This is a genomic window from Neobacillus niacini (genome assembly GCF_019749295.1).
GTDB lineage: Bacteria > Bacillota > Bacilli > Bacillales > Cytobacillaceae > Neobacillus > Neobacillus niacini_D.
Map to the genome: position 1 here is coordinate 15,708 of NZ_JACWFG010000025.1, position 11,873 is coordinate 27,580.

Annotated in this window: 16 protein-coding genes; 10 read left to right on the forward strand and 6 right to left on the reverse strand. The window is 38.1% G+C overall.

All coding sequences use genetic code 11. The features are described from left to right. Positions 1–43 precede the first annotated feature (43 nt). Positions 44–775 (forward strand): restriction endonuclease, encoded by a 732-nt coding sequence (locus tag H0184_RS24675; protein ID WP_221829714.1) that lies wholly within the window; start codon positions 44–46, stop codon positions 773–775. Positions 776–995: 220 nt separating this feature from the next. Here H0184_RS24675 and H0184_RS24680 read toward each other — a convergent pair whose 3' ends face one another. Both H0184_RS24680 and H0184_RS24685 read right to left on the reverse strand, forming a co-directional pair. Beyond that, a complete protein-coding gene (locus tag H0184_RS24680; protein ID WP_221829537.1) occupies positions 996–1,214 on the reverse strand; it encodes a DUF2922 domain-containing protein in 219 nt (72 codons plus the stop codon). Between the two features lie 33 nt (positions 1,215–1,247). Next, positions 1,248–1,466: a DUF1659 domain-containing protein gene (locus tag H0184_RS24685; RefSeq protein ID WP_221829539.1), complete on the reverse strand. Its 219-nt coding sequence runs from the start codon at positions 1,464–1,466 to the stop codon at positions 1,248–1,250. Between the two features lie 592 nt (positions 1,467–2,058). Between H0184_RS24685 and gloA2 the strand changes: the two genes are divergently transcribed. Continuing rightward, positions 2,059–2,445: an SMU1112c/YaeR family gloxylase I-like metalloprotein gene (gloA2, locus tag H0184_RS24690; protein WP_221829541.1), complete on the forward strand. Its 387-nt coding sequence runs from the start codon at positions 2,059–2,061 to the stop codon at positions 2,443–2,445. Positions 2,446–2,591: 146 nt separating this feature from the next. Here gloA2 and H0184_RS24695 read toward each other — a convergent pair whose 3' ends face one another. Beyond that, the gene (locus H0184_RS24695) at positions 2,592–2,813 is read right to left on the reverse strand and encodes a hypothetical protein (protein WP_221829544.1); all 222 of its coding nucleotides are present in this window, start codon (positions 2,811–2,813) and stop codon (positions 2,592–2,594) included. Between the two features lie 186 nt (positions 2,814–2,999). Here H0184_RS24695 and H0184_RS24700 point away from each other — a divergent pair, with 186 nt between their 5' ends. Beyond that, complete coding sequence (locus tag H0184_RS24700; RefSeq protein WP_221829546.1) at positions 3,000–3,356, forward strand: nucleotide excision repair endonuclease; 357 nt, start codon at positions 3,000–3,002, stop codon at positions 3,354–3,356. Positions 3,357–3,395: 39 nt separating this feature from the next. After that, complete coding sequence (locus H0184_RS24705) at positions 3,396–4,334, forward strand: TRM11 family SAM-dependent methyltransferase (protein ID WP_221829716.1); 939 nt, start codon at positions 3,396–3,398, stop codon at positions 4,332–4,334. Between the two features lie 141 nt (positions 4,335–4,475). Here the strand turns inward: H0184_RS24705 and H0184_RS24710 are convergent, their stop codons facing one another. Beyond that, a complete protein-coding gene (locus H0184_RS24710; protein ID WP_221829550.1) occupies positions 4,476–4,742 on the reverse strand; it encodes a type II toxin-antitoxin system RelE/ParE family toxin in 267 nt (88 codons plus the stop codon). Beyond that, positions 4,743–5,000 carry a hypothetical protein gene (locus H0184_RS24715; RefSeq protein ID WP_221829553.1) on the reverse strand — a complete coding sequence of 86 codons (258 nt, stop codon included), beginning with the start codon at positions 4,998–5,000 and terminating at the stop codon, positions 4,743–4,745. 81 nt (positions 5,001–5,081) lie between these two features. On the opposite strand from H0184_RS24715, the gene H0184_RS28130 reads away from it, so the two are divergent. Both H0184_RS28130 and H0184_RS27870 read left to right on the forward strand, forming a co-directional pair. Next, positions 5,082–5,243 (forward strand): DUF4359 domain-containing protein, encoded by a 162-nt coding sequence (locus H0184_RS28130; RefSeq protein ID WP_221829562.1) that lies wholly within the window; start codon positions 5,082–5,084, stop codon positions 5,241–5,243. Positions 5,244–5,510: 267 nt separating this feature from the next. Beyond that, positions 5,511–5,642 carry a hypothetical protein gene (locus tag H0184_RS27870; RefSeq protein ID WP_260631778.1) on the forward strand — a complete coding sequence of 44 codons (132 nt, stop codon included), beginning with the start codon at positions 5,511–5,513 and terminating at the stop codon, positions 5,640–5,642. 39 nt (positions 5,643–5,681) lie between these two features. Here the strand turns inward: H0184_RS27870 and H0184_RS24725 are convergent, their stop codons facing one another. Continuing rightward, positions 5,682–6,887: an MFS transporter gene (locus H0184_RS24725; RefSeq protein ID WP_221829575.1), complete on the reverse strand. Its 1,206-nt coding sequence runs from the start codon at positions 6,885–6,887 to the stop codon at positions 5,682–5,684. Positions 6,888–7,134: 247 nt separating this feature from the next. Between H0184_RS24725 and H0184_RS24730 the strand changes: the two genes are divergently transcribed. The 4 genes from H0184_RS24730 (at position 7,135) to H0184_RS24745 (ending at position 11,784) form a co-directional block, all read left to right on the forward strand. Continuing rightward, positions 7,135–8,127 carry a LacI family DNA-binding transcriptional regulator gene (locus H0184_RS24730; RefSeq protein ID WP_221829578.1) on the forward strand — a complete coding sequence of 331 codons (993 nt, stop codon included), beginning with the start codon at positions 7,135–7,137 and terminating at the stop codon, positions 8,125–8,127. A gap of 153 nt (positions 8,128–8,280) precedes the next feature. Then, entirely contained in the window at positions 8,281–9,558 is a 1,278-nt protein-coding gene (locus H0184_RS24735) for a sugar ABC transporter substrate-binding protein (RefSeq protein WP_221829580.1), read from the forward strand. Between the two features lie 114 nt (positions 9,559–9,672). Further along, positions 9,673–10,929, forward strand: a complete 1,257-nt coding sequence (locus tag H0184_RS24740) for a carbohydrate ABC transporter permease (RefSeq protein ID WP_221829583.1) — start codon at positions 9,673–9,675, stop codon at positions 10,927–10,929. A gap of 3 nt (positions 10,930–10,932) precedes the next feature. Continuing rightward, positions 10,933–11,784: a sugar ABC transporter permease gene (locus tag H0184_RS24745; protein ID WP_221829586.1), complete on the forward strand. Its 852-nt coding sequence runs from the start codon at positions 10,933–10,935 to the stop codon at positions 11,782–11,784. Positions 11,785–11,873: the final 89 nt, after the last annotated feature.

The window sequence follows — 11,873 nt, forward strand, 5'->3', positions numbered from 1 at the left end:
AAGTGGTAGAATAGTAGGGGTTTCGAATATAAAGGGGGATCTTATGACTACTAAGAGAAGAACGAAGAAACAGCTGCGAGAGTTAGAAAATAATATAAAATTGATATTATTACTATTAACATTGGCTTCCTTGTATCTGACTAGAGGAAATATTACTGTTACCATTTTAATTGTGGCCATTGCTGGTTTGCTCATAATCTTCCTGTTTGCTTATAAAAGTAAAAGAGAAAAGGAACGGTTAAGAAATTCTAGAATTGAAGAAATCGATTCTATGGATGGCATTCAGTTTGAGTATTATTTAAAGGAACTATATCTATCTAGAGGTTATGGGGTAGAGGTAACGAGTGCAAGTGGTGATTATGGTGCGGATCTATTGCTGAAAAAGAATGGGAAAAAGATCGTTGCCCAAGCTAAACGGTATTCAAAAGATGTTGGAATCAAAGCGGTTCAAGAGGTCATCGGTGCAAGGTCCTATTTTCAGTCAGATGAAGCCTGGGTGGTTTCGAATAGCTATTATACAAAGGCAGCTAAAGAATTAGCGCAAAAGGGAAATGTGCTGCTGGTGGACCGTAATGGGCTCATTGATTTTATTCTCGAATTAAATTCAGGGGGAGAAAAGCTGCACAGTGTTACAATCACCAAGTCTGAAACTAGTAACAATCATGGTACCTGCAGTAAATGCGGCAGCCCTATGAATCTTAAAAAAGGAAAAAGAGGAGAATTTTTAGGATGCAGTAGTTTTCCGAAGTGCCGATATACAAAGAATGTGGGATAAGTACAGTTCGAAGACAGAAAAAGAGATTCAGCATAGTGCTGAATCTTATAGAGGGAGATTATGAAAAAGATAAACATTAATAGGAGGTCCTTTTCATGTATTTATCTTACCCGGGATTCATGAACAAACTATGAATAAAAAGTTAAGGACCTATTAATTTATTTTTAAAAATCTATTTATAAAAAAGCCGGATTCGATTTGAACCCGGCCTCTTGCTCTATTAAACAATCTCATATTCCGTTACATTGCGGTCAATCACGCGTGCTCCTTTTACAGAAGCAAAATTACCACTCGCAGATGTAAAGATTCCAGAAGCGATCATTTCCTCCATTGCACTCTTCACTACTGCCTCATCAATGGGCTCCTTCGGATTTTCCACTGATAATCGTACCGATTTGCCTAGCTCCGTTACAAACTCCAATTCTAATGTTTTAGCCATTTTTGTCACCTCCTATCACCATTTATTTTCCGATTAAGCTAGTAAATCAGAATTGTCGACTCTCTCAATATTGCTGAGAGTGTCGTTGGATAAACCTACATACGCTTGTGCTGCTTGTAAAAGCTGATCGGGAGTTGCGGATTTTTGGATGTTGCTAAAGGTTTTTGCCTTTAGAAGCGGTTTGCCGTCATCATCCATTCCTACCTGGAATACGATTCGTAATTTAGAAGTTGCTATAACTGCTGTTGCCATCGTTATCACCTCCTTTCATCCTTTATATATAGAAAAACAGGCGAAAAGGACATGGTCATTAAAAATAAATTTACAGGTCAATGAAGATAGGTTCGACAAATTTTATAATACAAATAAGAGAAAAAATTTGATTTAAAGGGATTTTAGCAAAAACTAATCAAACGTTTGATTGGATTTATTTTTATATAAATCTGTCAGAATGTGTAGTTAATTGGTTTTTATTAAAGGACTACTTTGAAATCGATTAAAAATGAAGTGAGTGCCCGACAAACTTTTTCAATTGAAAAGTGAAAAAGTCCCTTTTAAATAAGGTCTCACTTGCATTTTAATCAAACGTTTAATTAGGATAATGGTATAGAGAAGTATGTTAAAGAATGTTGAGTATAGGAGAATTAAAGTGGTTTATAGCAACAGAGTAACCTCTCCTTGGAAAGGTCAGCAGAATATTCGACGGAAAATTTCCTTGGAAATGATAAAAGACTATGTAAACCAGGCATTCTACTAAATCTAATCAAACGTTTGATTAGGTAGAGGATAGGTTGAAGCAAGTCGAATTTTATACAATAAAAGATGGAAGAAGTGAAGGGGCAGTATGAAACTAAAGAAATTACACCATATAGCGGTTATATGCTCTAATTATGAAACAGCTAAAGACTTTTATGTGCGTATACTGGGGCTTACTCCTGTCAGGGAAGTGTACCGCGAGGAAAGGGACTCCTATAAACTGGACCTAGAGGTAAATGGTCACTACCAAATCGAGCTGTTTTCGTTTCCGAACCCGCCAGCCCGGGTCAATTATCCTGAGGCAGCGGGGTTAAGGCATTTAGCATTTGAAGTAGACAATATCGAAGAGGCAGTAAGTCATTTGAAATTAAATGGGGTATCTGTTGAAGAAATTCGAATAGATTCCTACACCGAAAAGAAATTTACCTTCTTTGCAGATCCTGATGGATTACCAATAGAACTTTACGAATATTAAAAAATACAAGTAGAGGTCGAAAGAATGACTGAAGGTCATAAATAGCCTGTACCTGTAAAAAATAATAAGCGAGAACTAAGTTCTCGCTGCACTTTGTTTTATATTCCTAATGATTTACCTGTCATCTGGAATTTGCAGAGTAGGGATTAATCTCCAGCAAACATTTCTCCAAGATGCTCTGCATGGTCAATATACTGTAAAACAAATTCATCTAAGGTCATGGGAATACCGGTATCTTCTAGCCAATAGTCATAGCTTACCGCAATCGTTTTTTTGATAAGGTCGTTGTACAGCCACTTTTGGGCTAATGGATGTTGAAAACCGGAGAGGACTTCATTCACTTCCTGAATACTGGTTATTCTAAACACCCCCTAAAGTAATTGCTTTTTTTATTATATGCAAAAATGTACCAATCAGAGTTGGAAAATGCGAATTTCTTTGAGAAGTGAAACTTTGTTGTTATATTTTGTCTAAATGAATGATATCAGGATATAGTAATATATGAGGATTTGTGATAGCATTTAAAGCACTGTAGAAAGAGGAAGTGAGCTTGCGTGATTAACATAACCGTTCCAAAGCCTGACGTGGTCATTACGAAACAAGATAATCCAGAGTTGAGCAATATCTATGGATTTACTGATTTTCATCTTATCCCGCGTGATAAGGGTGGTATCTTCATGTTTTATAACAAGAATAAAGAACTATTATTTGTAGGGAAAGCAAGAAAGCTGCGACCAAGAATCAAGAAACATTTTGAGGATAGTGTCTCGCCCGTAAAGGACCACCGAGATGAAATCACCAGAATTGAAGTTTGTGTCGTTGAAGAACCCACACATAGAGAAATTTATGAGACGTATATTATTAATGAATCAAAGTCGAAGTACAATATCGACAAGGTGTTTTTTAGATAATAAATGAAGGCAATGGGGAAAACCTATTGTCTTTTTTATATGGAAAGGGTGGGAGAATTGGATACCTATATCTATACATACGCCAGTTATGAAGATGAACTCTCACTGAGAGCGTTAGAAATGCGCTCTTTATTTGGATTCGAGTCCCAGACGAGCATTTTGGAAAGCACCATAAAAGTTGATCCCAGTCGAAGTCCGTTTATGAAAGAAAGGGTTGGGGTTATTTTTAAAGGGGAGAGTTTTCAAGAGCTGCTCGAGAAGGTGTCTGCCTTTCAGACAGATGAAACATTTAAGGTGTTGTATGTGAAAACTGGCAGTGTGGAGGAAACCTTCGAAAGGCGGCGAGCCATTGAGAGGGAAGTTGGGCTAAACATAAAAGGTGTGGGTGACCTTCGCCAGCCGCAGCGATTGTTAGCTGTCATGAATATAGACGGAAGATGGATATTCGGTGATTATGTTAAAAGTGAGTCTGTTTGGTTTCACCATCAACAGAAACCTCATCACTATTCTACTGCACTCAGCACACGAGTAGCAAGAGCCGTGGTTAATATCGCCATACCAAATCCGACAGGGATAAAAGCAATTGACCCTTGTTGTGGAATTGGAACTGTACTCGTTGAAGCTCTTTCGATGGGGATTGATATGGTGGGGAGCGACAATAACCCTATTATTCTCGCTGGAACAAGGGAGAACATTGCACACTTTGGATATACCACAGAAGTTAAGTATGTAGATATGCGTGCCATCACCAACCATTACGATGTCGCCATTATCGATTTACCCTACAATTTGTGCTCAGTGATATCGCCTGAAGAACAGCTCGAAATGCTCCAAAGTGCGCGCAGGTTTGCTGATAAAGTCGTAGTGGTAACCGTTGAACCAATAGATGAGGTCCTTATCAAAGCAGGATTTGAAATAGCGGATAGGGCCGTTGCTAAAAAAGGGGTATTTACTCGTGAAGTGATTGTGTGCAGGTAAGCATAAAAATCTTTAATAAGGAAAAGGAATAGTAACACAAATATAGTGAAGGTAAAGGCTGGATATGACAAAAGAGGCTGGGTCAGGTAATTCGTAGAGGATTGGGTAATACATTCTTATACAAAAATAGATCTGTCTAGCCTACCTTTTTTGCCTCGAATGCTTAAAGTATTCTATATAACAAATTGTTCGATCATTTGAAACGGAATAATATACAATATACCTATCTATAATAATTTTATAAGTACCCTCCCACCCTGTTTGATTTGCTGGAATACTTGTTCCGAGCAGGGATATCTTCGCATGAATTCTTTCTTTTTTATATTCCTTTGTTTCATTTACACTGAAATGCTGACTATGGATATTTTTAAATCCATCCAGGGCTTGATTGGTCCAAATTATTTTCATCTATAGTTCACCTTGTTCAATCAGCTCTAAAACCTCGTCTGTTGAGAAAACTTTACCTTCTAAGACATCCTTTTTGGCCTGTAATAATTTTTGTTTTAACTCAAAGTCTGTTGCAACATCTTCTATTACTGTTGTTTCTGGTTCTTCAATTAATGCAAGAAAATATTTCTTTCCGTCAATCTCTATAACAGGTTCGCCTTCGCTTTCATGAATAATCTTTTTGATTATTTGCGCTTCATATCCATCAAATTTTTTCATTAACTTCCCTCCTAATCGTCTTTTTCCCTAGGTTAATTATACGCATTAACAAAGGAAAAAACAGCTCCTATTAAACTTTCGGTGGCAGGGGTATCCATCTTTGACGCGGGAACATCGCAGAAGGATTATTTTATTTTCTCGATTTACAAAACCGACTTTACTGAAGTGAAAATGGGAACAGTCACATCAATAGGGATATTCAATAAATTCTGGATGACATCCTCGGCCTCAATCTCCACATAATTTACCTTTATTTTGGTGAGATGGTGGCGTCCATAATAATCTATCTCATAGTAGGCCTGAGTTGGAAGGAAAAGAAGGCATTCAGCGGCGACTCCTGCTTGTATAAAATTCAAAGGCAGTGTCTGGAGTGCCCGAGAAGGAAAATTATAAGGGGTCACGGTAAATGCAGAGTGTCTGGAGTGCCCGAGAAGAAAATTTGTTTGGTGCCGCGGTCAATGCAGAGCGTCTGGAGTGCCCGAGAAGAAAATTTATTAGGTGCCATGGTCAATGCAGAGCGTCTGGAGTGCTCGAGAAGAAAATTTGTTTGGTGCCATGGTCATTACAGAGCGTCTGGAGCGTCCGCAATTAAAAATTGAAGTACCCACGGTCACTCCAAGTGACCTGAAGCAATTAAAATAAAAAACAGCAGCCAGTTTTGCTGCTGTTCTACTTCGACCTCTATATTTCATGCTTTACCTTCATTCCCCTTCTAAACGTAAACCCAATTCGTTCTGTTGAAACGATCTTAAATAAGAGTCCTTGTACCAAAATCGCAGTCAGCAGATAATAATAGATCAACTCAATGGCAAAAAGGTAAAGACCGATAAACACTGTAATAGAAAGAATCCGTCCAATATTGAGCATGATTTCTCTCATGACCATCGATTCTGTGCGAAGGCCGGACTTCGGTAAAACCTTTATACTTCTAAACATGAAGCTAAAATAAGTTACACCTAATAAGGCTTTACTCATTTCATTTACAATAAGGAAGATAAATACTGTCCATATATTCATATCGAGAATCATTGGCACGCAAGCAAAGAAATACAATAGCCACACGACCAGTAAGGTATAAGGTTCTCTATCCCTGTGATTGTATTTGGAATGCCATAGACTTGATAGAACAGCCACACTTCCAAACAAAATCGAACTGATCCCTACGAGGAATTCATTGTTTACACTCATAAATAATATGACGGTCGGCAAAAAGCCAAGTAAGCCTTCACACATGCCCCAAACGAACCAGCCAAACCACATTGGTTTCAAGCTTGGTTTCCTCTTGTTATACCTCCATAATAAACGTAGATACAAAGGTTTCTTAGCAGACAAATCCTTCGGAAGCCAAAAGCTAAGGATTAGACCTGTTAGGAATAACAATAAGGAAAGGGTAAAAACAAGATTGTAGCCAGTAAAATCCAATTTCGATATAATAAATCCGGCTAGCGCAGGACCAAAAGTGTTAACGATTCCAAAAACGGCCATTTGTTTACCCATGAATTGTGAGCGGGAATGGTTGTCTACCAGGTCATAAATCAATACGAGATAGCCTAACCAGTAGAAGCCTGCTGCCGTTCCATTTAAGATACCGATAGCCATCGGATAAGCAGCTGTTTTTTCTTGTAAAATAATAACAAGTAAATAAAAGATTGCTGTAAAGCCAATGCCGAGTTGAAAACTACAGATTCGATCTGTCTTTTTTGAAAGCCAGGCGCCAACTGCAAACGAGACTGTTCCAAAAAAGAACGTTACCAGTATAAAGGAGGCATTGACACTTAGATCATTTGAAAGTCTCCACAAATAGAGGTTTAAAAACAAACCTGACATCGTAGTGGCTAAACCGTAACAAGCATGAATACTGAGTAATAATTTCTGTAATGAACTCAAAACTGTTTCCTCTATCTTTTCTATAAACTGAAGTACTATACCTGAAATTCATTAAAGCATAGTGATACAGACAAGACAATTGCTTTTTATTGCCATTATTCCAACCATTTTGCTGTCATTATGTCGGAATAATTTTATCATATAAAGCTTGAGTTTTTGTGAATAATGAAGTAATATTTAGTAAAATAATTTACTAATTAAAGTAAACAAATATAAAATAATTTGAAATCATATGGAGGTTTCCTAAATGGCGACGATAAAAGATATTGCAGAAAAGTCGGGGTATTCCACTTCTACTGTTTCGCGTGTACTCAACAATGACCAAAGTCTTTCTGTTTCAGATGAGACACGTGAAAAAATTTATGAAGCGGCAGAGCAGCTAAATTATCGTAGAAAAACAGTAAGGCTATTAGTTAAGAATATTGCCTTTTTATATTGGTTAACAGACAAAGAGGAATTAGAAGATGTCTATTTTAAAACAATGCGAATTGAGTTAGAAAAAATGGCAAGGCTATACAATGTAGAGCTGATTACCTACAAAATCTCCGATGGTATTCACCAAATTCCAGATCATATTGAGGGATTCATTGCCGTAGGTACGTTTTCGGAAAATGAGTTAGCGTATTTGCGAAGCATTACTTCCAATGGGGTGTTCCTGGATACATCACCGGACCCGAATCACTTTGATTCTGTCAGACCGGATCTGCCGCAAATGACAAGAAGAACCATCGATTTCTTATTGGAAAAGGGTCATACCGAGATTGGTTTTATTGGCGGTACGTATCATAACCCTAACACTGATGAGGATGAAATGGATTTACGTGAACGTGTATTTCGCAGGTATATGGTGAAAAAGGGGTTGTTAAATGAACAATATATTTTTCATCGCAGAGGATTTTCTGTGGATACAGGCTATATGTTGATGAAGGATGCCGTTGAACAGCTGGGAGATCAATTGCCTAGTGCTTTCTTTATTGCTGCGGACCCCATCGCAGTAGGCTGCCTGCAGGCGTTAAATGAACATGGAATTGCGATACCAAATCGGGTGAGTATTATCAGCATTAACAATATAAGTGTGGCGAAGTATGTGTCACCGCCGCTCACAACTTTCCACATTGATATGAAGGAAATTTGCAAGAATGGGATTCAGCTATTGCTTGAACAAGTGGTGGAAAAACGCAAATTGGTAAAGACCCTATTTATTGGATCTGAATTGATTGTTCGAAAGAGTACGACCTAAACAGAGAATTATTTCGTAAAAATATTTACTTAATTGAGTAAAAAAGTTGTTTACATGTTTTCTAGGCAGTGATATATTATATTTACTGAAACGCTTTCACATAAGTGGGGAGTAAATGAACTACTAAATTTATTATTGAAAGGATGTACATCCATGAAGAAGTTTAAAAAATATTTTGGCTTGATGAGTGGTGTTGCACTAAGTTTATCTTTGGCTGCCTGTGGTCCACAGGATGACGCTAAAGAAGGCGGCGACACAAAGGAAGCAGATAAACCGAAAGAATTACTTGTTTGGGAAGATGTTATGAAGGGTGAAGGGATTAAAGATGCCATCGCCAAGTTTGAAAAAGAGCATGATGTAAAAGTAACAATGGTAGAAAAACAATATACGAAACAAATTGAAGACTTGCGTTTAGATGGTCCAGCAGGAACAGGCCCAGACGTTCTAACGATGCCAAGTGACCAAATTGGTACAGCTGTTACAGAGGGTTTAATCAAAGAACTAGATGTGGATAAAGATACACAAGAGATTTATACAGAAGCAGCGATGAACGCGCAGAAGGTGAATGGTAAAGTTTACGGGCTGCCAAAAGCAGTAGAAACGACCATGCTTTATTACAATAAAGATCTGATTTCAGAGGATCAATTACCAGAAACACTTGATGAATGGTATGAGTATTCAAAAGGTGTTGCTGATGGTAAAAAGTTCGGTTTCTTAGCACTCTTTGATCAAATTTATTATGCAAACAGTGTATTAAGCGGTTACGGCGGTTATATCTTTGGACAAGATGACGAAGGAAATTATGATCCAAAAGATATCGGAATCAATAATGAAGGTGCCATCGAAGGCGCGAAGTATATCCAAAAGTTCTATAAAGAAGGTCTTTTCCCAGCAGGTATTGTCGGGGAGCAAGGTATCTCTGTAATTGAGTCTCTATTTACAGAAGGTAAAGCTACTGCGATTATTTCTGGTCCATGGAATGTTGAACCATTTACAAAAGCAGGAGTTAACTGGGGTGTTCAAAAATTACCTGCATTAAGTAATGGTAAAAACATGAGTGCCTTCGTTGGTGTGAAAAGCTACAACGTAAGCTCATATTCTAAAAATGCTGAGCTTGCTGAAGAGTTTGTAGAATTTATTGCAAATGAAGAAAACTCTAAAAAGAGATATGAAATCACGAAGGAAGTTCCAGCTGTAGCTGCGTTAGCTAACGATCCAGTTGTTACTGAAAGTGAGGTAGCGAAGGCAGTTGCCGAGCAATCTAAATTCTCTGTTTTAATGCCTAATATTCCACAAATGAACGAAGTATGGGCACCGGCAGACTCTGCACTGCAAACCATTGCAACAGGTAAAGCAGAACCAAAAGCAGCTTTAGACCAAGCGGTAGAAACTATCGAAGGTCAAATTGAAGCAAAACATAGCGGTAAATAATTAGTTATCACAATAATGGTGTCAAACGCTAATTATGTTTGACACCATATTTGTTATTTAAATTTGAAGATTAGAGCCAATTATATTGGCCATCTATATAAAGAGGTGAAGAAAGTGGCACATCGAACAATAGCCCCACTGTTATCCATCATACCGGGATTAGGCCAATTTTATAATAAGCAATGGGTCAAGGGTCTTGTCTTCCTCATTCTTGCAGCAGCGTTTTTTATCGCATTCGGAGATCTTCTCAATATGGGCTTCTGGGGTCTTTTTACTCTAGGAACAGAAGTACCTCGAGATAACTCCATTTTCCTATTAGCAGAAGGAATTATTGCATTAATTGTAACGGCATTTGGTCTTGGTATTTATTATTGGAATCTTAAAGACGCATATAAAAATGGAAAATTACGTGATGAAAATTTTCCGGTTACCTCATTAAAGAGTGAATACCAAAATTTAATTGCACAAGGATATCCTTACTTAGTTAGTGGTCCCTCTTTATTTCTATTGATATTTGCTGTTATTTTTCCCATTCTATTCAGTTTTGCTTTGGCCTTTACGAATTATGATTTATACCACTCACCGCCTGCGAACCTAGCAGATTGGGTTGGTTTAGAGACGTTTGCTGAAATTTTCACCGTTGATATTTGGCGGGCAACGTTCTTTGATGTATTAGCATGGACGGTCATTTGGACGGTAGTCGCTTCGACTCTCCAGGTGAGTCTTGGTATTTTCATTGCGATTGTCGTCAATCAAAAGGAAGTACGCTTCAAAAGATTCTTCCGTACCATTTTAGTTTTACCATGGGCAGTGCCAGGATTTGTAACGATTCTGATCTTTGCCGGTCTATTTAATGATAGCTTTGGTGCAATCAACAATGATATTTTAGCCTTTTTCGGTATCGACCCGGTTCCATGGATGACGGATGAAACATGGTCAAGATTAGCATTGATTCTTATGCAGGGGTGGCTTGGCTTCCCGTATATTTTCATCGTAACAACCGGTGTTCTTCAATCGATTCCTGATGACTTATATGAAGCGGCAACGATTGATGGAGCGTCAATTTTTGCTAAATTTAAAAACATTACGCTGCCAATGATTTTCATAGCAATGGCACCGATTATCATTACGCAGTTTACCTTTAACTTTAATAACTTTAATATTATTTATCTTTTCAATGGCGGCGGTCCTGCTGTGGCGGGTTCAACGGCTGGCGGAACGGACATCTTAGTTTCGTGGATATATAAGCTGACGATGCAATCAAGTCAGTACTCGCTGGCAGCTGCATTAACGATTCTATTGTCGATCTTTGTTGTGGGTATTGCATTATGGCAATTCAGACGCACAAATTCATTTAAAGAGGGGGCTTAAAAAATGCAGACAACAATGAAAACCAATCGCTTACTACGTCTCTTTTTTACCTATGCCTTCTTACTTTTTATGACCGTGCTGATTTTGTATCCTTTGCTTTGGACAGTAGGGGCAAGCTTTAACCCTGGTAACAGCTTAATCAGTACTTCGATTATTCCGGAAAACCCAACCCTTGATCACTATCGAGAGTTATTCGCTGGAAAAGAAAGTTTGCAATATGGCAAGTGGTATTTAAATTCGTTGAAAATCAGTATCTTCACCATGCTGGGATCGATGATCACTGTATCGTTTACAGCGTATGCTTTTTCACGATTTCGCTTTAAAGGAAGAAAAAATGCTTTAATGCTGTTTCTGTTACTTCAAATGATTCCACAATTTGCGGCGTTAATTGCATTGTTTGTATTAGCGCAAATCTTAGGAATGATGAACAGCCATTGGTTATTAATCCTCCTTTATATTGGCGGACAAATTCCAATGAATACGTATCTAATGAAGGGTTACATGGATTCGATTCCGATGGACCTTGATGAAAGCGCGAAGATTGATGGCGCGAGTAACACGAGAATCTTTTGGCAAATTCTTCTGCCGTTATCAAGACCAATGTTAGCGGTAGTGGCGATGAACGGATTTACGGGCCCGCTTGGTGATTTCGTATTATCATCGGTTATTTTAAGAACACCTGAAGCTTTCACATTACCGATTGGATTATATAAATTAGTGAACGACGTTATGGGTGCGAGTTACACAACCTTTGCAGCAGGTGCAATCTTGATTAGTATCCCGATTGCGGTTACCTTCCTGTTGCTGCAAAAGCAATTCGTGTCTGGATTAACTGCAGGCGGTACGAAAGGTTAATATTTAGGAATATTTGTCAATTTAAGTGCTTATGAAAGACAAATCTCAGGACAGAGAAAGAAGATTAGTCCTTAAGAGCCCTGATGAAG